Annotated in this window: 20 protein-coding genes; 4 read left to right on the top strand and 16 right to left on the bottom strand. The window is 59.7% G+C overall.

The genetic code is table 11. The features are described from left to right. Positions 1 to 73: 73 nt before the first annotated feature. Positions 74 to 1,051: a sugar ABC transporter substrate-binding protein gene (locus tag AC0L2V_RS06885; protein ID WP_236388945.1), complete on the bottom strand. Its 978-nt coding sequence runs from the start codon at positions 1,049 to 1,051 to the stop codon at positions 74 to 76. 268 nt (positions 1,052 to 1,319) lie between these two features. On the opposite strand from AC0L2V_RS06885, the gene AC0L2V_RS06880 reads away from it, so the two are divergent. The 4 genes from AC0L2V_RS06880 (at position 1,320) to AC0L2V_RS06865 (ending at position 5,314) form a co-directional block, all read left to right on the top strand. Then, positions 1,320 to 2,546 (top strand): ROK family transcriptional regulator, encoded by a 1,227-nt coding sequence (locus AC0L2V_RS06880; protein ID WP_473519737.1) that lies wholly within the window; start codon positions 1,320 to 1,322, stop codon positions 2,544 to 2,546. 3 nt (positions 2,547 to 2,549) lie between these two features. Then, positions 2,550 to 2,996 carry an RbsD/FucU family protein gene (locus AC0L2V_RS06875; RefSeq protein WP_473508657.1) on the top strand — a complete coding sequence of 149 codons (447 nt, stop codon included), beginning with the start codon at positions 2,550 to 2,552 and terminating at the stop codon, positions 2,994 to 2,996. Then, complete coding sequence (locus AC0L2V_RS06870) at positions 2,993 to 3,916, top strand: carbohydrate kinase family protein (protein ID WP_473508658.1); 924 nt, start codon at positions 2,993 to 2,995, stop codon at positions 3,914 to 3,916. Before AC0L2V_RS06875 ends, AC0L2V_RS06870 begins: the two co-directional genes overlap by 4 nt. Before the next feature lie 255 nt (positions 3,917 to 4,171). Then, positions 4,172 to 5,314 (top strand): DegT/DnrJ/EryC1/StrS family aminotransferase, encoded by a 1,143-nt coding sequence (locus AC0L2V_RS06865; protein ID WP_473508659.1) that lies wholly within the window; start codon positions 4,172 to 4,174, stop codon positions 5,312 to 5,314. A 50-nt stretch (positions 5,315 to 5,364) separates the two neighbouring features. On the opposite strand, the gene AC0L2V_RS06860 is transcribed toward AC0L2V_RS06865, so the two are convergent. From AC0L2V_RS06860 to AC0L2V_RS06790, 15 genes are all read right to left on the bottom strand, one after another. Further along, positions 5,365 to 5,793 carry a type II toxin-antitoxin system VapC family toxin gene (locus AC0L2V_RS06860; RefSeq protein ID WP_473508660.1) on the bottom strand — a complete coding sequence of 143 codons (429 nt, stop codon included), beginning with the start codon at positions 5,791 to 5,793 and terminating at the stop codon, positions 5,365 to 5,367. Next, positions 5,793 to 6,032, bottom strand: coding sequence for a type II toxin-antitoxin system VapB family antitoxin (locus AC0L2V_RS06855; protein ID WP_473491668.1), 240 nt, complete (start codon positions 6,030 to 6,032; stop codon positions 5,793 to 5,795). The genes AC0L2V_RS06860 and AC0L2V_RS06855 overlap by 1 nt, the downstream gene beginning before the upstream one ends. 96 nt (positions 6,033 to 6,128) lie before the next feature. Then, entirely contained in the window at positions 6,129 to 6,944 is an 816-nt protein-coding gene (gene cysQ, locus AC0L2V_RS06850; RefSeq protein WP_473491839.1) for a 3'(2'),5'-bisphosphate nucleotidase CysQ, read from the bottom strand. Positions 6,945 to 6,954: 10 nt separating this feature from the next. Next, positions 6,955 to 8,892: a sulfate adenylyltransferase subunit CysN gene (gene cysN, locus AC0L2V_RS06845; protein ID WP_473508661.1), complete on the bottom strand. Its 1,938-nt coding sequence runs from the start codon at positions 8,890 to 8,892 to the stop codon at positions 6,955 to 6,957. Between the two features lie 2 nt (positions 8,893 to 8,894). Next, on the bottom strand, positions 8,895 to 9,800 hold the full coding sequence (gene cysD / locus AC0L2V_RS06840) for a sulfate adenylyltransferase subunit CysD (protein ID WP_473519735.1): 906 nt from the start codon (positions 9,798 to 9,800) through the stop codon (positions 8,895 to 8,897). A 237-nt stretch (positions 9,801 to 10,037) separates the two neighbouring features. Further along, on the bottom strand, positions 10,038 to 11,351 hold the full coding sequence (locus AC0L2V_RS06835; RefSeq protein ID WP_473519734.1) for an O-antigen ligase family protein: 1,314 nt from the start codon (positions 11,349 to 11,351) through the stop codon (positions 10,038 to 10,040). Beyond that, positions 11,348 to 12,607 carry a tetratricopeptide repeat protein gene (locus AC0L2V_RS06830; RefSeq protein ID WP_473508664.1) on the bottom strand — a complete coding sequence of 420 codons (1,260 nt, stop codon included), beginning with the start codon at positions 12,605 to 12,607 and terminating at the stop codon, positions 11,348 to 11,350. The genes AC0L2V_RS06835 and AC0L2V_RS06830 overlap by 4 nt, the downstream gene beginning before the upstream one ends. Next, positions 12,495 to 14,867: a GumC family protein gene (locus AC0L2V_RS06825; protein WP_473508665.1), complete on the bottom strand. Its 2,373-nt coding sequence runs from the start codon at positions 14,865 to 14,867 to the stop codon at positions 12,495 to 12,497. Before AC0L2V_RS06825 ends, AC0L2V_RS06830 begins: the two co-directional genes overlap by 113 nt. A 51-nt stretch (positions 14,868 to 14,918) precedes the next feature. Beyond that, complete coding sequence (locus AC0L2V_RS06820) at positions 14,919 to 15,659, bottom strand: polysaccharide biosynthesis/export family protein (protein WP_473508666.1); 741 nt, start codon at positions 15,657 to 15,659, stop codon at positions 14,919 to 14,921. 47 nt (positions 15,660 to 15,706) lie between these two features. Continuing rightward, a complete protein-coding gene (locus AC0L2V_RS06815) occupies positions 15,707 to 16,516 on the bottom strand; it encodes a tyrosine-protein phosphatase (protein ID WP_473508667.1) in 810 nt (269 codons plus the stop codon). A gap of 361 nt (positions 16,517 to 16,877) precedes the next feature. Then, a complete protein-coding gene (locus tag AC0L2V_RS06810; protein WP_473508668.1) occupies positions 16,878 to 17,651 on the bottom strand; it encodes a hypothetical protein in 774 nt (257 codons plus the stop codon). 100 nt (positions 17,652 to 17,751) lie between these two features. Beyond that, positions 17,752 to 18,225 (bottom strand): hypothetical protein, encoded by a 474-nt coding sequence (locus AC0L2V_RS06805; protein ID WP_287232607.1) that lies wholly within the window; start codon positions 18,223 to 18,225, stop codon positions 17,752 to 17,754. A 113-nt stretch (positions 18,226 to 18,338) separates the two neighbouring features. Continuing rightward, entirely contained in the window at positions 18,339 to 20,579 is a 2,241-nt protein-coding gene (locus AC0L2V_RS06800) for an AGE family epimerase/isomerase (protein WP_473508669.1), read from the bottom strand. After that, entirely contained in the window at positions 20,576 to 21,751 is a 1,176-nt protein-coding gene (locus AC0L2V_RS06795) for a glycosyltransferase family 4 protein (RefSeq protein ID WP_473508670.1), read from the bottom strand. The genes AC0L2V_RS06800 and AC0L2V_RS06795 overlap by 4 nt, the downstream gene beginning before the upstream one ends. Then, entirely contained in the window at positions 21,748 to 22,725 is a 978-nt protein-coding gene (locus AC0L2V_RS06790) for an NAD-dependent epimerase/dehydratase family protein (protein WP_473519733.1), read from the bottom strand. Before AC0L2V_RS06790 ends, AC0L2V_RS06795 begins: the two co-directional genes overlap by 4 nt. Positions 22,726 to 22,728: the final 3 nt, after the last annotated feature.

Here is a 22,728-nt window from a genome sequence, read left to right as displayed (position 1 = left end):
TCCGCATCGTCCACCCGAAGCGGCCGGGGATCAAGCCCCTGGCCGCTTCGGTCTGTTGCCCGTCAGACCGGCATCAGCCCCAGCACTTGGCGAGGCCTTCCTTGGTGTCGATGGACTTCACGCCCTCCGCGGGCTTGTCGGTCACGAGGTTGACGCCGGTGTCGAAGAAATCCTTGCCTTCGGTCGGCTTGGGCTTCGTCCCGTCCTTGGCGTAAGCGGCGATCGCTTCGATGCCGAGTGCCGCCATCTGCAGCGGATATTGCTGTGAGGTCGCACCGATCACGCCCTCGGCGACCGACTTCACGCCGGGGCAGCCGCCATCGACCGACACGATCAGCACATTGCCTTCGAGACCCACGGCCTTGAGCGCCTGGTAGGCGCCGACGGCTGCCGGCTCGTTGATGGTGTGGATGACGTTGATGCCGGGATCCTTCTGGAGGAGGTTCTCCATCGCCTTGCGGCCGCCTTCCTCGTTGCCGTTGGTGACGTCGTGGCCGACGATACGCGGATCATCCTCATCGCCGATCTTGTTGGGGTCCTTCACGTCGATACCGTAGCCCATCATGAAGCCCTGGTCGCGCAGGACGTCGACCGTCGGCTGCGAGGGCGTCAGGTCGAGGAAGCCGATCCTGGCATCCTTCGCCTTGTCGCCGAGCGTCGCTGCGGCCCACGCGCCGATCAGCTTGCCGGCCTCCAGATTGTCGGTCGCAAAGGTCGCGTCGGCGGCGTCGAGCGGGTCAAGCGGCGTGTCCAGCGCGATCACCAGCAGACCGGCGTCACGTGCCTTCTTCACCGCCGGGACGATGCCCTTGGTGTCCGACGCGGTGATCAGGATGCCCTTGGCGCCGTCGGCGATGCAGCTTTCGATCGCCGCCACCTGGCTCTCGCTGTCGCCATCGATCTTGCCGGCATAGGCTTTGAGTTCGACGCCGAGTTCCTTGGCCTTGGCGCTCGCGCCTTCCTTCATCTTGACGAAGAACGGGTTGGTGTCGGTCTTGGTGATCAGGCAGGCGCCGACATCGGCGGCGGACGCAGCCGAGGTGAATGCCATCAGACCCAGTCCGGCCGCGGCAAAAACGGTGGATCTTAGCAGTGCTGTCTTGGTCACGATTTTCCTCCCAGTGGGACCAGTTCGGATGCCGGCCAACCGGCATCGCATGAGCATCCAGCGACTTCTCCCAGCGTGGACGCTTGCCCCAAGAGAATACCAGACTGAGGGTCCTGTCAATAATTAAATCACTCTTATTTATTATTGACAGCGTGGCGTCGGTCACTCATTCTGGCCAAAAGCATTAAGGGAAACGAAGGGAGGAGAAGGGGTGGAGACCGGCATACCAAGGCACGGTTCGCCCGAGGCAGCCAAAAGCCGAATTCACCGCGGCACCAACCAGAGCGGCATGCGGGACCACAATGAGCGGCTGGTACTGTCGCTGGTGCGTCAGCACGGCAGCCTAGCGAAGTCCGACATTGCGCGCATGACCGGACTTTCGGCCCAGACCGTTTCGGTCATCATGCGCGAGCTCGAGGAGGACAACCTTCTTGTCCGCCAGGCGCCGCTGCGCGGCAAGATCGGCCAACCTTCCATTCCGATGGCGCTCAATCCCGATGGCGCCTATTTCATCGGCCTGAAGATCGGCCGCCGCAGCGCCGAACTCGTGCTGATCGATTTTCTCGGCAATGTGCGCTCGATGCTGCAGCATTCCTACCGCTATCCGGCACCGCGCGAGACGGTCGAGTTCGTCACCTCCGGCATGAAGACGATGCGTGGCGAACTCACCCCGGCGCAGGACAAGCGCATTGCCGGACTTGGCATTGCCATGCCGTTCGAATTGTGGAGCTGGGCCGATACGGCAGGTGCGCCGCGCGACGTCATGGACGAATGGCGCCACCGAGACATCCGCGCCGACATCCAGGCACGGTGCGAATTCCCCGTCTACCTGCAAAATGACGCCACCTCTGCCTGCGGCGCCGAACTGGTGTTCGGCAAAGCCGGCACGGCACGCGACTTCGTCTATTTCTATATCGGTGCCTTCGCCGGCGGCGGCATCGTGCTGAACGGTCACCTTTTCGGCGGACCGACCGGCAATGCCGGCGCGCTGGGTTCGATGCCGGTGCCTGGACCGGACGGCAAGCCGACCCAATTGATCGGCGTGGCGTCGATCGCCATGCTGGAAAAGGCACTCAACGCGCGCGGCGTCGAAGCCTCACATCTGTGGACGTCACCGGAGGATTGGGGCGAAATCGGCGTCGAGCTCGACGATTGGATCGTTTGCGCCTCGCAGGCGCTCGCCTATGCCATTGTGGCGGCGTCATCGGTTATCGATTTCGAGGCGGCGGTGGTCGACGGATGGATGCCGAAGGCCGTGCGGCGCCGGCTCGTCGATGCCGTTATCGATGCTATCGGCAAGATCGACGGTGAAGGCCTGAAGCTTCCGGCCGTGCGCGAGGGGACTGTCGGCATTCATGCACGTGCCCTGGGCGGTGCCAGCCTGCCGCTTTCCGAGCGCTTCCTCATCGGCTCGACCACGATTTCCAGGAGTGCCTGAGCGATGCTGATCGGAATCCCGGTGCTGCTCGGTCCACAGCTGCTGGCGACGCTGCGTGCCATGGGTCATGGCGACGAGATCGCCCTTGTCGACGGAAACTACCCGGCGAAGGAGCAGGCACACCGGCTCATCCGCGCCGACGGTCATCATCTTGCTCCGATGCTCGACGCCATCCTCAGCGTATTGCCTGTCGATGACGCGGTGCCGGAGGCGCTGTTTCGCGCCTCGGTCAAAGGTGATCCCCTGCTTGCCGATCCCGTTCATCACGAGATGGAGGCGATCTGCGCCGAGCGTGCTCCGGGCCGCAAGGTGGTTGCGCTCGCCGGCGCCGACTTCTATCAACGGGTCAGGTCCGCACACGCGATCGTCGCGACAAGCGAGCCGCGGCTCTACGCCAACATCATCATCCGCAAGGGTGTGATCTATCCGCCGGGGACCAGGAAATCATGATCCTCTGTTGCGGCGAAGCCCTGATCGACATGCTGCCACGCACCACGACTGAGGGCGAGCCGGCCTTTGCCCCTTATGTCGGCGGCGCGGTGTTCAACACGGCAATAGCGCTCGGCCGGCTGGGAGCGCCCGCCGGTTTCTTTTCCGGCCTGTCGACGGATCTGTTCGGCAGCCAGTTCAAGGACGCGCTTGACGCAAGCCAAGTCAGTTCCACCTATGCGCACACATCGCCCCGGCCGACCACGCTCGCCTTCGTGCGGCTGGACAACGGCCAGGCGACCTACACATTCTACGATGAAAACACAGCCGGACGGATGCTGACCATCGACGATCTGCCGAAACTCGGCAGCGAGATCGAAGCCATGCTGTTCGGCGCCATCAGCCTGATCTCGGAGCCGGCCGGATCCGCCTACGAGGAATTCATGCGGCGCGAGCACAGCCGCCGCGTCATCATGCTCGACCCCAACATCCGGCCGAATTTCATAGCGGACAAGGCCAAGCATCTCAGGCGCATCCGCTCGATGATGGCCATGGCCGACATCGTGAAACTGTCGGACGAGGACCTCAACTGGTTCGGCGAAGCCGGCTCGCACGAGGACGTCGTCCGCAACTGGCTGGAGCGCGGCCCGATGCTGATCGTCGTCACCCATGGCAGCGAAGGCGCCATCGGCTACACCAGGGATCACAAGGTCACGGTCGTGCCGGACAAGGTCGAGGTGGTCGATACGGTCGGCGCCGGCGACACGTTCAACGCCGGCATCCTGGCCTCGCTGCACGAGCAAGGCCTGCTGTCAAAGGAGGCGATCGCCAATCTGTCGGACGACGCCATCCACAAGGCGCTGGCGCTCGGCGCCAAGGCTGCGGCGGTAACCGTGTCGCGGGCCGGCGCCAATCCGCCCTGGCGGCATGAAATCGCCTGATTGGACGGCGATGCGCTGAGGATGCGCAGGACGTCGATCACTTTATGTTTCGCCCAGCCGAGCGCGTGCGACACGAAGGCCGTGTCGCGCGCTACAAAGCCCCGGATTTCCGGCGTCTGATGCGGACCTGTCGGACTGAGAGGTAACAGGCTGCGACATTTGAGCAATTGTGGTTTGGTCCGTGCAGCTTTCTCGGCCGCGCCAAGTCTGATACCAGCGGCCGGTTATCTGGCTAGTCCCCCTTTTGAGGCCGACATGCAGTTCATCGATCTAGGCGCGCAGCGCGAACGAATCCGCGACAGGCTGAAAGCCGCCATCGACCGCGTCGTCGACGAGGGTCGCTACATTCTCGGACCTGAGGTCACCGAATTCGAAAACAAGCTCGCTGCCTATGTCGGCACCAAGCATGTCGTAGCCTGCGCCAACGGGACCGACGCGCTGCTGCTGCCGCTGTTTGCGGCCGGCATCGGTCCAGGTGACGCGGTGTTCGTGCCGAGCTTCACCTTTGCCGCCACGGCGGAAGTGGTGGCGCTGGCCAAGGCCGAGCCGGTTTTCATCGATGTCGATCCGCAGACCTACAATATCGACATCGCCAGCCTCGAAGCGGCCATCGCCATGATCAAGGCGGAAGGCCGGCTGAGGCCAAGGGCGATCATCCCCGTCGACCTGTTCGGGCTCGCCGCCGATTACGAGGCGATCATAGCCATCGCCAACCGCGAAGGGCTGATGGTGATCGAAGATGCCGCCCAGGCGATCGGCGGCTCGAGCGACGGCAAGATGCTGGGTTCGTTCGGCGCGGTCGGCTCGACCAGCTTCTACCCGGCAAAACCGCTCGGCTGCTATGGCGACGGCGGCGCGATGTTCACCAATGACGATGCGCTGGCCGAGCAACTTCGCTCGTTCGCCTTCCACGGCAAAGGCGAAACCCAATATGACAATGTCCGCGTCGGCATCAATTCGCGGCTCGACACTCTGCAGGCGGCGATCCTGGTCGAGAAGCTGGCCATTCTTGAAGACGAAATGGTTGCCCGGCAAGCGGTCGCCAAACGGTATGCCGAAGGCCTCGGCGACATCGTCAAGGCAGCGCGCAACCTGGACGGCGGCCGTTCGGCCTGGGCGCAATATGCCATCGAGACGCCGAAGCGCGACGGGCTGAAGGCGCATCTCGGGGAAAAAAATATCCCGTCGGTGATCTATTATGTGAAGCCGCTGCACAGCCAGATCGCCTACCGCGACTATCCGCGCACGCCGACAGGTCTTGCCGTTTCTGAGGAGCTGCCGAAGCGTATCCTGTGCCTGCCCATGCATCCCTATCTGAGCGAAGCCGACCAGGACCGGATCATCGAGACGATCCGCAATTATATCGGCTCGAATTCGGCGCAAATCGCCGCCGCGTAGAGTCTCACGCGCACGACTACGATCTAGCCGGTAGCGCTCCCGCGTAAATATCAGGTTTTGATACCCACAGTCGTGACATCGGTAAGCGCAAATCCCGCATCGATGGTCAGGATCGGCGCCTGGTAGGATTTCGCCGTGGCATAATGGAAGCAGTCGGCAAGATTGAGCGCACTATTCCGTTCAGCGTCCGGATAGCGGTGCCGTCCATAGCGATCGAAGGCTTGCAGCGCGACGGTCAACTCACGGCTCGATATCGCCATAAGCTGGACCCCGGCCGCTTCAAGGAACTCCTGCACGCGCGCTTCAGCTTCTGCCATGGGAATGCGCTTTTTGCGAAACAGCCCAACTGTCGCCTCCCATGCAGCCACGACTGATGTGATCGGCCGTGGAGAGCGTGCGGCATCCAGCGCGGCCGCTAGGTTCTCGGCCTCAGGCTCTTCCGTCATAATGGCGATGATTGCAGACGCCTCGACGAACATCAGTAGTCGCCGCTGAGGTCATCGAAAAACGCCCTGTCCGCCGCAAGGCCGGTGTCCGGATAGGCCGCAATCTTCGCGCGCAAAGGCTTCAGCCGCTCCCACAGTGGGATCGCCTCTTCGGCGCGGCGCAATTCGTTCTCCAGGGCCAGCTTCACGGCAGCCGTCTTGTTCAAGCGCGTGCGTGCTGCCAGTTTTTCGGCAAGCACGTTTACCTCTTCACTGCGAATGTTGAGCGGCATTAGCCAATTTCCCCGTGTAGACGTAAATATAAAAACGCCAACACGCGATGGCAACCGTCCATCAGGAGAGCATAAGGTTTTGTGGGAGCGCTTCCGTCAATTTCGAGGACGCGCTCGCACGGCGTCAGGTTGGCCCGCGCTCTTCCCGCTGGCGATGAAATGCGGATTGGCAAAATCCACGTCATCGCTCTGGTTGCGCTTGCCGTAGGCCAGCGGCTGACCATCGAGCGAGCGCGTCATCCCGCCTGCGGCGCGCAGCACCGCGTCACCCGCCGCGGTGTCCCATTCCATGGTGCGGCCGAAGCGCGGATAGACGTCGGCCTCGGCGCTGGCGACAAGACAGAATTTCAGCGACGAGCCGACCGAGACGATCTCGGCAGCGCCCACCGTGCGGATATAGGCCTCGGTCTCGGGCGTATTGTGGGACCGGCTGGCGACGACGGTCAGTGGCGCCACGCCCGTTCTGGCCGAAATCGGCCGACGGCCGATGATCTGGTAATCGCCATTGACATCGATTGCTTCCGCCCTGCCCGGCCGGCCGGAAAAGAAGCGTCCGGTGCATGGCGCAAAGACCACACCGATCTCCGGCACGCCGTGGCGAACGAGCGCGATGTTGACGGTGAAGTCGGTCCTGCGGTTGACGAATTCCTTGGTGCCGTCGAGTGGGTCCACCAGGAAGAAGGCATCATCGAGGTCGGGCGGCACGATGCCGGCCGATGCCTCTTCCTCAGCCACGCAAGGGATATCGGGGAAGGCGGCGCGCAGCCCGGCGAGAATGATCTTTTCGCTCTCGCGATCGGCTTCGGTCACCGGCGAGGCGTCTGATTTCTGATCGACCGCGCAGCCGGCATCAAAAACACGCATCACCTCTCGCCCCGCCGCCAGGGCAAGGCGCTCGAACACCCCGAGCATCGCTTCGTCGTCAGATGCCGCCGCCGCTATCGTATTGGTTTTCGGCAATGTCGCGCTCGTTCAGCCAGAGTTCCAGGGCCTCTACCATCTCCTCGGCCGACTTGCCGAGTGTCTTGAGATGGATTTCGGGATTTTCCGGGGCTTCATACGGTGAATCGACGCCGGTGAAATTCTTGATTTCGCCATTCAACGCCCGCGCATAGAGGCCCTTCGGATCGCGTCTGGCGCATTCCTCAAAGGGTGTGTCGACAAACACCTCTACGAATTCACCGCTGGCCATCAATTCCCTGGCCATGCGCCGCTCGGCGCTGAATGGCGAAATGAAGGAAACAATGACGATCAGCCCGGCATCGGCCATCAGGCGCGCCACTTCGGCCACCCGGCGAATGTTTTCGACGCGATCGGCGTCAGTGAAGCCAAGATCGCGATTGAGCCCGTGGCGGACATTGTCGCCATCCAAAATGTAGGTGTGGCGGCCGGTGGCGAACAGCTTCTTCTCGAAAAGGTTGGCGATGGTCGACTTGCCCGAGCCAGAGAGCCCGGTGAACCAGAACACTGCGGGCCGCTGGTTCTTCAGATCGGCGCGGCCGTGCTTGCCGACATCGAGCGATTGCCAGTGGATGTTCTCGGCGCGGCGCAGCGAATGCAGGATCATGCCGGCGCCGACCGTGGCGTTGGTGATGCGGTCGATCAGGATGAAGGCGCCGGTCGTGCGGTTCTCGGCGAAAATATCGAAGGCGATCGGTGCCCGCGTCGAGATGTTGCAAATGCCGACCTCGTTCATTTCCAGCGACTTGGCCGCCTCATGGGCAAAATCGTTGACGTTGACGCGGTATTTCAGGTCGGTGACGGTGGCGCTGGTCTGATCGGTCTCGGTCCGCAGGATATAGGAGCGGCCCGGCAGCAGCGCGTGCTCGTCGAACCAGACGATGTTGGCGGCGAACTGGTCGGCGACCTGCGGCCGCGCCGCCGGCGACACCAGCATGTTACCGCGCGAGACCTCGACCTCGTCGTCGAGAACAAGGGTGATGGCCTGGCCCGCCACCGCCTGGCTCAGATCGCCGCCATGCGAGACGATCCGCCTGACATGAGCGGACTTGCCGGATTTGGCGACAACGACCTCGTCGCCCGGTGCGACCGAGCCGGAGGCGATCGTGCCGGCAAAACCGCGGAAATCGAGATTGGGGCGGTTCACATACTGCACCGGAAAACGGAACGGCAGTTCGACAACGGCTTCATCGACTGACACGGTTTCCAGATGTTCGATCAGCGTCGGGCCGGAATACCATTCTGTTTTATCGGAACGGCCCGTAACGTTGTCGCCATAGCGGGCCGACATCGGAATGGACACGATCGACTGGAAACCGAGTTCACGTGAGAACTGCGCGTAGTCTGCGACAATCCGTTCGAACACCACCTTGTCGAAGCCGACGAGATCGATCTTGTTGACGGCGAGCACGATGTGCCGGATGCCAAGCAGCGAGGCGATGATCGAGTGGCGCCTTGTCTGGCGCAGCACGCCCTGCCGGGCGTCGATCAGGACGATGGCCAGATCGGCGGTCGACGCGCCCGTCGCCATGTTGCGGGTGTATTGTTCGTGGCCGGGTGTGTCGGCAACGATGAACTTGCGCTTTGGCGTGGCGAAAAAGCGATAGGCGACATCGATGGTGATGCCCTGCTCGCGCTCGGCCTCGAGGCCATCGACCAGCAGCGCGAAATCGACGTCGTCGCCCGTCGTCCCGTGCTTGCGCGAATCACGCTCGAGCGCGGCAAGCTGGTCCTCGAAAATCTGCTTGGTGTCCGAAAGCAGGCGCCCGATCAACGTCGACTTGCCGTCGTCCACGGAACCGCAGGTCAGGAAGCGCAGCAGCGATTTTTGTTCTTGCACCGCCAGATAGTCGCGAATGCCGTCGGTGGGGGCGAGGCTCTCGGCCGTGATGTGGCGCATGCTCAGAAATACCCCTCGCGCTTTTTCTTTTCCATCGAGCCGGCTTCATCACGGTCGATCAGGCGGCCCTGCCGTTCGGAGGTGCGCGCCGTAAGCATTTCGCCGACAATGGCCTCCAGCGTGTCGGCGGCCGATTCGATCGCACCGGTCAGCGGATAGCAGCCGAGCGTGCGGAATCGCACCAGCCGGTTCTCCACCGTCTCGCCGGGACGCAACTGCATGCGTTCGTCATCCCTCAGAATGAGCATGCCGTCACGTTCGACGACCGGCCGCTGCTTGGCGAAATAGAGCGGCACGATCGGGATGTCTTCCTGGAGAATGTACTGCCAGATGTCGAGTTCGGTCCAGTTCGACAACGGAAAGACCCGGATCGATTCACCGGTCGCGATGCGGGTGTTGAATATCTTCCACATCTCCGGCCGCTGGTTCTTCGGATCCCAGACGTGCTGGGCATTGCGGAAAGAGAAGATCCGCTCCTTGGCGCGCGATTTCTCCTCGTCGCGTCGCGCCCCGCCGAAGGCTGCATCGAAGCCGTATTTGTCGAGCGCCTGGCGCAGCGCCACGGTCTTCATCACATGCGTATGGGTGTTGGAGCCATGGTCGAAGGGATTGATATTATCGCGCACACCATCGCCGTTGACATGGACCAGGAGATCGAAGCCGAGCTTTTGCGCCATCTGATCGCGAAAGGCGATCATCTCGCGGAATTTCCAGGTCGTGTCGACGTGGAGAAAGGGAAAGGGCGGCTTGGCCGGATAAAACGCCTTCATCGCAAGATGCATCAGCACCGAGGAATCCTTGCCGACCGAATAGAGCATGACCGGCTTGGCGAAGGTCGCCGCAACCTCGCGAAAGATATGGATGGATTCGGCTTCAAGCCGCTGCAGATGCGTAAGCGCGATGTTCATGGACTTTAAGCGTTCTCTCGTGCCGGCCGGATCTTGCATCGATGCATCAGGCGCAATTTTTCAGCGGCCCGGATCAAGCTTCACTTCTGGTTTTCGTGCAGGCGTTCTAGCAGATCGCCATTATCTATAACAATGCAAGACAGACCTGCGCTGGAGTGGTTCGAGAATGAATTTTCCACGCAGGGACCAGAACCCGGAAATTCCTGCCCAGATCGCAGGGCCATCGCCAGGATGGCGCTAGGACGGCGTTCCAATGGGAACAAGTAACTTTTCACCGTTGTGGTCGATCTCGATCAATTCACTCTTCTGGCGGGCTGCAAATCCTTTGTGGAAGATAATGGCGTTCATGACGGCAAACGTCATTGCAAGCGCCTCGGTCCGCAACGGATAATCGACGAGTGAATGAATGAGAAGAAAAAACACGGAGAGAAACGCCGCCTTTTGAAGGGGATCGCGACGAACTCTAGCAAGCGCCATGAAAAGAATCACGAAATAAAGCGCCATCAATAGAACAGCAAGAACTCCGCCTTCGAAAGCGATTTCAAGATACTCGTTGTGAGCATGATTTACATATTGCCTGAAAATCATCCCTTCCTTTTCATATATCTGGTAGGCCTTTTGAAAATTTCCAAACCCAACGCCGGCTGCCCAATTCTCTTTGATCCCCTCAATGGTGGTGCGAGCAATCTCTCCTCGCCCGAAATCCGGGTCAATCGCTTCGGCCTCGATCTTCGTCCATGCGCCTATCGTAAACACTGAAAGTGCTATGAAAACGGCAACGATGCTGAGTCCACTCACCCTGGAACGCGTTGAAAGAAAGACTATGGACAGCACGGTGATCGCTAATCCGATCAGAACGCCGGCACGCGAACCGACAGCCAAAAGGAGCAGCAAAAGCGTGGCCAGCCCGAGCGATCCCGACAAAAGATGTCCTCGGAACAGACCATAATAAACGACGAAGGGGATAGACACGAAAAGCAATGCTGCAAAATGATTCTCGTTGGCAAAAAGCCCGGCGTTTATCGTGAACGGCAACAATCCCTTTATGGCAATGTCGTCCGAGAGCGAATATTGAATCGCGCCTGCCAAGCCGTTACAGATAACACCCATAAAAAAGAACGGCAGAAGCGCAGGGACTTGCTCGGCACGCAAACGCAAAACGCTCAAAAAAAACGCCGCCAACGCCACCAGATACAACAGACATTCGATCGTCCGTCCAACGCCGACACTGACGAAACGAAATTCGGATTCCCCTACAAGCTCGGAGTCTGCGAGCAGCAGTTCCGGTCGCAATCCGCTGAATATCGCCGCAGGCAACGGAATGATCTGCAGAACGGCCAGCGCCACAACGAAGATAAGCAGCCACAGAACGGAATGGGGCGTCCTTTGGCCAGAGGCCTGTGAAAAGACCGCCGCTGCCGAGACAATTGCCGCAACCTCGATCAGCGTGTCCGTGTAAAGCCCGCTTGCAGTGCCGCCGCCGATCAGCAGCGCTATAAACAGAACCGATCCGAGGAGATATTTATCCCATTCCGATGGCCGGTCGCTCAAGATGAAAGTCTCTCGATGCTCAATTTGTGCATTACCAATGTGCCGACATAGCGAAAGCGCCAGCTCTCGGCAATGGCGGCAGTTTCCAGCTTCAATAATTGCATGGGGCACCCAGTCGGCCCAACCGAAAACTCCTGACTGAGCGCCTGACGATTGTATGTACCGTCCGGTATATGGAACCGCGCTATTTCGCCAGCAGGCCCCACACACCTGATCGACCAGAACAACTCCTTTGGAAGCTTCAGGTTTCTTGCAGACGCAACCAGAGAAACCTTGTAGGAGCCAGGAGGCAGTTGGATATACTGCTGAAGCGCTGCGTTCTTGACCGGCGTATTCAGGAAGCGGACCGTCGCCCCCCCCTCACCTTCAACCGCATTTTGAGCCGTTGCAAGCGTAACTTCGAGACCCGACTGATCGCCGACCTGCCAATCAAAAGGTTTGCCGCTGGATAGAGGCTCAAATGCGCTGTTGAAAATGTATCCGCCCAATTTCCGTTCTTGATCGGACAGACTGAAAAGAAACAACCGATACGCTTGTTCATATTTTTTCTGACCAAAATAGCTGTGGATCAGATAGGACACCTCGCTCGAGTTTGGTGGCGCACTTGACCCAGTCAAATCGAGCAGCAACCGATTTGCGAAATCGAGCCCGTCGGGGGTTTTCCCCAGCGTGACCAACAGATTGGACCTCCAGGGCGCCGCGGCCCTGATGGCTGCCAGCACAGCCTGATATCCATCGGGATTCGAGAGGATTGTCGGCAGCCCCTCGGCGATCGCCGCAAATTGATCTGGCCATCGCCGCAGCAAAATATCGATCTCGCGGACGGCCCCGGACAGATCGCCTATTTCGATGGAGCGGCCTATTGACCTCTGGAGCGCGAGGATTTCGGTCTTGGATAAATTTCGAGCTTGATCGAAAAACTCATAGGCCTGATCTTTTTCACCCTTCCGGTACTTGATCTCGCCGATCAGGCTGTAGAGACGTGCGTCCGCAAGGTCAAAGCGAAGCGCGCTTTCGAGCTTGGCAAGCATGGCGTCGAGATCGGGAGCATTGCTTGTATCGTTCAGGTCGTGAGTAATCTCGCCTATCAAGGCATTGACGTTCAACGGGTCCAGCGCGAGGGAAACGGTTGGCGTTTCGGTTTCAAGAAACCGACTTAGCCCGATCGACGAAGCCGCCAATACTAGAACGGATGCGGCGAACCAAACGCCTGAACGCCGGAGATTTTGCATAAGCGGGCTGGTCTGCTCCGTCATCGACTTTGCCCTCAAGCTTCGGGGTGCCATAGTCGTAATACTGGTAGTTCATGTATTTGTAGGCGTAGTTGTAATCGAACTTGTTCACTGCAAACTTCGACATCGCGGCTCCGACCACATTCGCGCCGGCGGCCCGCAAGCGCTTCAACGCTGTCTTCGCCGACTTGCGCGTGACCTGGTTGGTAGAAATGACCATCAATGTGCCCTCGGCAAGCCGGCTGAGGATGGGCGCATCTGAAAGGCCGACGACCGGCGGGGCATCGATTATGACAAGGTCGAAGCGCTTGCCGAGATTGGTGATGATCAGCGCCATCTTTGGTGAAGAGAGAAGGTCCGCGGGGTTCGGCGGGATCGTTCCGGAAGTCAGGACGGTCACATTGGGATATTTCGTCGCCCTGAAAATGCTTGCCAGATCCTCCTTGCGGACGGTGTTCGTCAAGAGATTGCTCAGGCCAATCGTGTTGTCGAGTCCAAACAGCCGGTGAAGGTTGGGTTTTCGAAGATCGCCGTCGACAATGAGAACCCTGGCACCGAGCGCGGCAAAATCCTGTCCAAGCTTGAACGAGGTGGTCGACTTGCCCTCGGAGGGTTCCGAACTCGTGACCAGCAACGATCGCGGCGCGCCTTCGGCCCCGGAAAACTGAAGCGATGTTCGAAGCGAACGGTAGGCCTCGGACAGTCCTGATTTTGGGTCGGCGATGCTGGCCATGAGTTCCCGGTCATCGACAAGCGGCAGGATGCCGAGCATCGCCAATCCCAGTTCCTTTTCGATCTGCTCAGGATTGGTGAAGGTGTTGTTCAACAACTCGATGATGTAAATAATTGACGCGCTGAGCGCCAGGAAAAGAGCCAGAGCGACCGCAAGATTGATGGTCAATCGTGGAGAATAAGGGCGATTGGGCAGCGTCGCGAAATCGACGATTGCGGCACTTTGTGTCTTGAGCTCCGAGCTCACGCCGACCTCGTTCAACTTGGCAATCAAATTGTCATATTGCGAGCGGTTCGAATCGACTTCTCGCTTCAAGATTGTGTATTTAATGTTTTTATCGTTGAAGATGACTTGCTGCATCTCCATCTCGGCAAGTTTTGCCTTAAGGTCGGCTTCCTTGTTCTGAGCCTCCTGGTATTTCTGCCGCAGTGAATCGGTTATCGTCAAAACGCCGTTGTTATAAAGCCGCTGCAGTTCCTTGATCTGCGCCTGAAGCTGCTGCATCTCTGGAAAACCGGGCTTCAATATACCCAACTTCTGCTGGTATTGGCTGGTCAAATCCGACAGCTTCTCGGTGATTTTCTGCAGACCTTCGCTCTCCAGAACTGGGCCGAGACTCGATCCGCGGCCCTTGTCTATCTGGTCCACCATCCGTCCGGCATCGAGACGTTCCTGGATTGCTGTCGCGAGCGCGGTGTTGAGAGTCTCAATGTTCGACCCTATCAGCGATTTTTCTTCGCCGGTTATCGTGATGCCCGCATCCTTTGCATAGGCGACGAGTTCCTCTTCGGACTTCTGAAGCTTTTGCTTTACCTGCAAGACCTGTTCTTGGATGAATTGCCGCGCCAGGTCGGACGTTTCGCTGGTTTGATCGAGGCGCTGGTCGATAAAACTTTGCGCAACTTGATTGGCTATATCACTTGCATATTTCGGGTTCTGGTCGACAAACGCAATCGACAGCAGGCTTGTGTTCGTGACAAGAGTGACCGTGAGGTCATTCATAACCCGACCTATCGCAATTTCCTCACGTTCCTCCGGCGTTTTCTCCTCTATGGAAGGCGATTTGGAAATTCCGAACGCACGATAGAAAATGTTGCTAGGCGAGAAATTCGGGGTCGGGAACAGGAAGTCCGGCTTTTCGCTAAGCCCCAGTTGGAACACCACGCGCTGCGCCAAAGCCCGGCTCTTCAGCTTTTCCCGAGCGGTTTGAAAGGCGCGCATGTCGCTGGTTTCAGAAACCACCTCAATGTCCTGAAACACCTTGGCGGACGGAACCAGCACTTCCAATTGCGTTGTCGCCCGATATTTTGGCGTCTGCATCATGGTTACGACGACGCCAGCAACAAGTCCGCCCGCTACCATCATCAGTATCAGCCACCGATACTGGACAGCGTAAAACAACAGTTTGAGTGGATTGAAGCGCTCGTCCTGCTCGGAGTGATCGCGACCATAGGGGTTATAGTTTTGCGCACCGTCATAATACAGGTCGGCAGACAAGGCTTGGCCATGTCCGGGGCCTGCAATTTGATGCTGTCGATTGCGATCGAGCATTGCGTGACAACCTTGGGTTTGTCTCTGGGCTTAATTTTAACCGGCCGTGATTTACAATCCCGGGACGACCGCAATTCTGGCTGCACTCGAGGCGACGCCGAGGGCGTCCTTGAGGTTGTTCATGGCAATTTTCGATTTCGAGGCGAAGACGACAATCTTGTCGCCACCATAGATGCGTGGGTTGCGGCTCTTGCCGGCGCGAATCTGCTCCACATTGTAATTTGCGACCAGAGTATTTTGGCCGACATTGCGATAGACAAAGACCTTTTTCGCATCGCCAACAGCATTGAACCCTCCGGCAAGGGCGATCGCATCGATGAGAGACGAATTGCTCGACACCGGAAAAATACCAGCCTTGGTGACTTCGCCGTCGACGGTAATGCGCTGTCCGATCGATTCCTTGACGAAGACCGACACATCGGGCGACTGCAGATAGTTGGCGCCGTAGGCCGTTTCGATTTCCTGCTCCAGCTGACGGACGGTCTTCCCAGCCGCGGTGACGGTTCCGATAAGTGGAAGCGAAATTTGTCCGCCAGCGTCGACTTGAACGGTTCTGTTCAGATTGTCGACCTGGAACACATTCACATCCAGCACATCGTTAGGCGACAAAGGCTGCTCGTTGCCGTTCTGGCTGTTTTGCGCAGGCAGCTCCTTTACGACCTGCAGGGCGCCGCCGCTGGAAAGCGGCGCCGACGATGACGTCAGTTGCAGCGCATCGACCGATGTCGGCGAAGACGATGATGTCGTTGACGAGGTGCTCGTGCAGGCAGACATCGAGAGCGAAGCGAGCAAGGCACATATCGCGCCTGTATAATTTTTTGCGAAATGAAACACACCCATTACGCTGCCCCACCCTTCAACAGGCGACCCAATCCTGCAAAGCGACCGACGTTGCCGGGGCTTGGCTTTTTCGAGCGTGCCTTTCCGACCGGCTCGAGGGGCCGGTTCGCCAATATTTCGCCTGGGCGTTTCAACACCATATTGCGGGCCTCATCTTCCCCACATCGCTTCGCGGCAACGGCAACCGCCTGCGAAAGCCCAGGGCGACGGCGGGTGGCGCCGTGGGCGTCCGAAGCGATAATATCTACCCTACCCTCGTCAATCAGCTTTTCCGAATAGTAAAGCGCCGTGCGTCCAAAAGCACCAACAATCGAGTCTGCGGTAAGTTGAATTAGGCAACCCACTGCATTCAAGTTCTCAACAGTTTCGTAATTTGCCTTGATCCATGTCAGCCGCTCAGGATGGGTAAGAATCGGAACGAACCCGGCGTTTATGAGGCGCAGAGCGAAATCTTCCAGCCTTGGCGGCAGAACGTGGTGCGGCGGCTCGAATAAAAAATAGCGAGATCTGTTCAAGGTCGGCACGCTGCCCAGCGCCAATTGCTCCGGCAGATCCGGAGCTATATGCACGTCGGCGCCAACGTAAAGCGCAAGCGGTATTGCGGCACTGCGCAGCGCCTGTTCCAATTCTTGAACTGCGCGGGCGATATTTGCCGATCCGTTTTCGTACATGCCTGGCACGATATGCGGCGTACATGCCATATGCGTCGTTCCATCGGCCACCGCCAGCCGCGCCATTTCCAGCGATTCAGCAAGACTGGGCGAGCCGTCGTCAAGACCGGGCAAGATATGGGAATGCAGGTCGATCATGGGTGGCCGCGCTGAAGCAAACTGACGACTTCTCCCAACCGAAAGGCAAAAGCGCCACCCGCACCTGAGCGAATGACGCATTTGTCAAGGTCGTGCAATACGGAAGGATTCAAGCTATTCGCTGACAGCGTGCAAACCAATTATCAGCACTGCCGCACCACCCGTCACAGTGCCTCCCGGCGAGACGAATCCGCCCACGACGGAGCGCATTCAGGTTCGACTCAGGTGATAGAGCGGTATGGTTGACGGATTCCATCAATATCCCGACTCGAGCCGCCGCGCAAAAGCTACACAGAGGCACCGGCCATACAATATAGCAGAGGTAGTCACATGGGTTCTGCTATATTGCCTACTGGGCGCCTTAAGGGCTGACCGGGCCGGCGTCGTCGCCGTCACCCTGCGTTGCAGCAAGGATACCAGCCGTACCAGCCATGCCCACAAAGATACCGAGCGGCACCCAGGACTGGTTTCCGCCCGCGCCAATCTGACCCGTATGCTCGGAACTCACGGCGGCAGCCGTCTGCTCGGAGCCCACAACTTTCAGGCAGATATTGTTCTCGACACGGGAAATGTCGAGACTTGAATTCGCAGGCACCTCCAGGTTGCAGCCACCGACATTAACGGAGGCAGCCCCCTTGGCACCGACCACTATGCGGCTGCCGAAATCCAGCGCATTTCCCGCTTTTGCCGGGCCATAGCCGGCGGCTTGCGAAACCATTACGTCGCCATTGGCGTGCCCTATGGAACCAATCGAACTCGCCGCTCCCTGATAGGGTGTCGTACAGGTGCAAGATGCATCCTGAGCGGACGCATCCTGAGCGAAAGACGAAACCGGGCCGAAACCGATCGAGGCGACAAATCCGGCCAACGCAACTTTTACAGTGAGGTTCATTCGTTTCGATCCTTTTTGTCCCGCCGCACCTCGGCCCCTCCCCAGGGCGAAGGTATTGAACAAGCGCGTAACAGCTTTTCGCTTTGATTCCAACCCGCTTCGCTTATGCGAGATGATTTTTTGGTTTCTCATGTGTTTCATTGGACACACTCGCTTGCCGGATTTGAATCTACCATTTTTCGTGCCGGCCCCCTGCGAAAATTGTTGGCAAGGCAAGTTTATTTCGTGGCGTTTGACCGTCATCGCGCCGATGCTTTGGTACAGGGATTATGGTCGACTCTGTTTGACGTGGGGTGTTATCGCACATTCTGTCTTTCGTTTTATGACACGCAGATGGCGAGAACTACGAACCCGACAAGCACGATTTGTAGGTCGAACCTGCCTGCGCCGGCTGTCCGCACAAGATGCCATTCTCGGCAAGTTTGGCGGCCAAATCCGCGCCATCGGACGTGAGGCATTGCACAACGACGGCATCACCAAACTTTGAGGCGACATTGCCGTCGCAAGGCGTCCCCATGCCGACCGGCTTGCAAGTCAGGGCGAGCCCCTGGTAGTCCCGCCGCGCCGCGTCCGTTACGATGGCACGCAGAGATTGAGGCTTGGTAAACGCCACGCCGCATAGCACAATTTTGCGGTTGCCGACGCGAAGATCATCGACCGCCTGGATGAAAAGCTTGCCATCAAACGGCTCTATCGCGGCTTGTGGCTTTGGGGGTGGGGGACGACGAGGCGCCCCTTTTTCCACGATGATGGCAAAGAAGCCAACCGCAAACGCCAGGGCAAGGAGTGCCAAAAAGCTTAATTTCTTGAACGACAAAAATCCTCACTCCCGCCGCTGCCAAGCATGTCTCTATCACTTCTGGCGGAGACGTCCGGACGACTTATCGTCGCCTGGCATCCATTTCAATCGAAGAAATTCCGTCAACTGCCCTATCGTGCTTCGCTGGCGGTGCTGTCAAGATATTGGGTCAGCGCGCAAACCAGATGATAAAAGATGCTTGCCGGCACATCGGTCGCCAGCGAGCGGCCTCGCTCGTCGATCCGGTCTATCCACAGGCCGAGCGGCGCCGGATTGATGTGCCAGCGGAACAGGCGGCCGACACGCGCTTCGATCTCGGGCTTGAGGTCGGGGCCGCCCGAACCGTCCAATGCAATCGCCGCCTTGATTGCTTCCGCCTGCGGCCAACTGCGCGAGACAAGGTCGAGCGGCAAGCCTTGCCGCGAGACGGCGCCATAGGCGAGGCCGGTGGCGCGATTGAGGCCGTTGGCGATGGCCGACGCATAGAGCTTTCTGGCAAAGCCGGCCAGGTCACTCTGGCCGCTGCGCCCGGTGAAGTCGACCAGCAGCGAGGCCCATTCGAAATGGTGGCCGGGTTCCGTCCAGGCACCTTTCTCGCCCTCCGCCGGCCTCCACTCGGCATCGAAATACTCGCCCAGCGTCCAGCTTTCCGGATCGAAGAAATGGCTGCGAAACAGATCGACGATGCGCGCGGCGCGACGAAGATAGGCGAGTTCGCCGGTCGCCTGATGCCAGGCCAGGAAAGCCTCGAGCAGATGCATGTGCGGGTTGGAACGGCGTTCGCCCACGCCGCTCGACGTTTCGAGAAAGCCGGTCATGCGGTGATCCTCGAGATGCGCGTCGAGGAACGAAAACGTTTCTTCGGCAAGCCGCAATGCATCAGGATTGCCGACCATATGGGCATGCGCCAGCGCCAGCAGCACGCAGGAATGATCATAGGCATCCTCGGCTGCGTCGGCCACCGTGCCGTCGACATTGAGCGTGCGCACCCAGCCGCCATTGTCGGTGCGGCCGTTCCTGGCCATGAATTCGAGGCCGTGGCCGATCAACCGATCGGCGGGCCCGTCCCAGCCGCGCGCCCTGGCGACAGCGAAGGCGTAGACTTGCCTGGCCATGGTGCGCATGCGCTTGGGCTTCTTCAGCGGTGTGGCGTCAAAGCCGAGCGCCTCGTGAAAACCGCCATGGCGCTCATCGACCCCGACCGTCGACCATAGCGGCACCGTCTCTTCAAACAGCCAGTGGTGCACACGACGGCGCCAGGCGCCGCTTTCGATGACGCGGTCGTCAGCGGGCGTGAACCTGGTTTCCAGCCGGCCGCTCTTTTCGAGCTGCTCGACGATCTTCTTGACGTTCTGGCTGCGGCTGACCGGGGCGACGAAGGTGGCATCGGCGGTCGAAACGATGGCAACGTCCTTCAAGCCAATGGCCGAGAGCAGGCGACTGTCGCTGCGGATGTAGGAGTTCTCGCAGTCGATGGCGACGACATCGCCGACGATGACATTGCCGTCATTGTCGGAGGGGCCGACATCGAGCAGCGATTGCCAGGAACCGAGATCGTTCCAGCGGAAGCCGGCCGGCACCATGGCGATATGGCTGGCGCGCTCCATGATCGCATAGTCGATCGACGTCGACGGAATGGCGGCGTAGAGTTCCAGAGGCATATAGAGACCGGAAAGATCTGACGTCGCCGCCTGATAGGCATTTTCGGTGGCCTTCCAGATTTCGGGCTCGAAAGCCGTGAAGGCGTCGCGCATGGCGCTGGCGCGAAACAGGAAGATGCCGGTGTTCCAGTAGAAGTTGCCGGCCGCCAGATAGCTCCGCGCGGTCGCGAGGTCCGGTTTCTCGACGAAACGCGAGACATCGCAGATGCCATCCTTCTCGCCGGCGATCTCGATATAGCCGTAACCGGTTTCGGGGTGGCCGGGCTTGATGCCGAATACCACCAGCCGGCCGGCACGCGCCGCCGCGGTGCCGTTTTCCACGCTCTGCCAGAATTGTCGCGCGGTCGTGATCTCATGATCGGACGGCACCACCAGCACCAGGCTGTCGCCAAATTCGGAGAGGGTTCGCAGGGTCGCCAAGGCGACGGCGGCGGCGGTGTTGCGTCCGGTCGGCTCGAACAAGGGGCCGCCGCCGGAAAGGTCGATGCCGGCGAGATCGGCGTGGACGCGATCGGCATGCCGCTCCGAGGCAATCAGGAAGACCGGCGTTTCGCCGTCCGGCCGCGCCGTAAGCCGCCGCAACGTCTTGACCAGCATCGAGCCATCGCCGGAAAAATCATGGAACTGCTTGGGATTGTCCTCGCGCGACAGCGGCCACAGCCGTGAGCCAATACCGCCGCTCATGACAAAACTGACGATCCGCTCGGTCATGGGGTAACACCTCCGGCATTTTCGAACAAAGCAAGGAGCGCTGCGGCATAGTCTCGGCGGCGCATTTGTTGCCGACTTTGCAGCACGGCGACACTGTCGCGGGCCAAGCGGGGGCGCCGCCCAGCTTCGAGGAGACGCTGTGCCAGCGCTTTCGCGCTATCGGGTGCGAAGAAGAGCGATTCCGGCGCCTGCTCGCGATGCAGTGGAATGTCGGACAGCAGCATCGGCGTGCCCAGCGACTTCGCCTCCTCGACCGTGGTCGACCACCCCTCGAAGTGCGAAGGGTTCAGGAGATAGTCCGCGACACCGATCAGGGCGACGACATCGTCATAGGGAATCAAGCCTAGATGTCGAAAATGGCTTCCGAGTCCATCTGTTTCAGCAAGGCCCATCAGACGCTTGAAAAACGTCGGATCGCGGGGATCCGTGGTGCGGCCGGAGAGGATTACCGGCGGCAAGGAGGCCAGCGCTCCGATCTGGTTTATATGCTTCAATGCCTCTATGACCAGCCTGTGGTTCTTGTGGACCCAGAACTGATTGGGGAGAAAGAAGAAACGCTCGGGCAGCCCATGCGCCTGGCGCGCCTCATCGGCACGCGCCAAAATGGCGCCTGGATCGAGATCGATAGCGAAGCGTACGACGGCGGTCTTGTTGCGCGAGGCTGGATAGAATGTTTCGCAGTCCGCCAGCGCATCCCCACTCGAGAGCATTATGGTGCGATTTCCCGACGTCTGCAGGCGGTAGCCGAGATCCCTGCGCCACCAGGCGCTACGCGGAAAGAGGTGCGGCAGGCGACGGTGCTGGAAATCCGGAATCCAGGAAACGACCGGTATTGGAAACCGGTTGCCGAACCACTGGGCGACTTCAAAGACAACATCGATACCTTGCACAGCGACAAGGTCCGCGAAGGCACGGTCACTTCCGCCAGCGAGTGCGATCAGCCCTCGCCTGCCGAGGCCGGCGCCCGTGACCCGGTTATCAACGAGAGCGGGTGCGGCCAACATATGATCGAAGGACGCGCCAATGCTTGAATGCTGCTCGGGTGTGAGAAACAGTTTCGCCTGCACCTTGCCACGCAGCTCGGAGGCGATGACGCTCAGCATGTTGCGTAGATAGGACTCGCCGCCTGACCACGCTCCGCGGCCGATGAGAGTGAAGCCGACGGTAATCAAGGCGCGGAGCGTCGCAAATGGCCGACCGGCTCGGCGAGAATTTCAGCGCGATACCAATCGACGTAGCCAGCAATGCCCCTGCTGAGCGGCACCCGCAACTGAAGCCCCTCCGGGACGCCGGATGGATCCGAGATCAGATTGACAGGGTCGCCCCGACGGGACTTTCCAGAAAACGAGAGGCGATGGTTCCCTCCCCAGGCCTCCAGAACCATGCTGGAAATCGTGCTGACGGGTGCAGCAGCGCCCGCACCGCCGTTATAGATGGCGAAGCGCGGTTCGCCGGCAGGCAAAATGTGATGGATCAACCGCACAACGTCCGAGATATGGTGCCAATCCCTCATTTCCGTACCCGTGCCGCCAAGCACAATGTCGGTTTCGCCTGCCGCGAGCCTGCCGCAGAGATCCCAGAGCAGTTGCTTGCGCAATCCTTCTCCATAGACCGAAAAGAGGCGAGCCACCGAGACCGGCTGGCCGTATGCGGCACAATACGACCGGCCAAGCTCCTCAACCATTCGCTTGTGATGACCATAAGGTGAGTACGGCTCGAGTGCGGCATCGACGCTGATGGGGCCGAAGTGGCCGCCGCCATAGACGGCGGCGGAGGACGCCAGAACGACTGAGGCATCGGGTGCGTGGCGACGCAGGAAATCGAGGACACAAGCCGCGGAAACGACGCTTTGTTCAAAATCCTTCAGCGGATCGGCAATCGACTGCCCGACGGTAGCGCCGCCTGCCAGATGGTAAACGGCTGCCGGGCGGCCGTGTACGGCGAGAGCCGCGTCCATCGTTTGCGCGGTCACTCCGCCGGAAAAGAATGCGCCGCCGCCGGTCGTCGCCGCGAACCCAGGGGCTTCGCTTCGGCCGAAGCCGAGGACATGATGGCCTTCTCCGGCAAGAAATCGCGATAAATGCAGGCCAATGAAGCCGCCGGCTCCAGTCACCCAAACAGGCCTCGCCTCTTTCAGCTGCGCCACCAG

Source organism: Mesorhizobium sp. WSM4814 (assembly GCF_055811595.1).
Note: the sequence above shows the minus strand (reverse complement) of the source record. Positions and strands in the feature narration are given on the sequence as shown.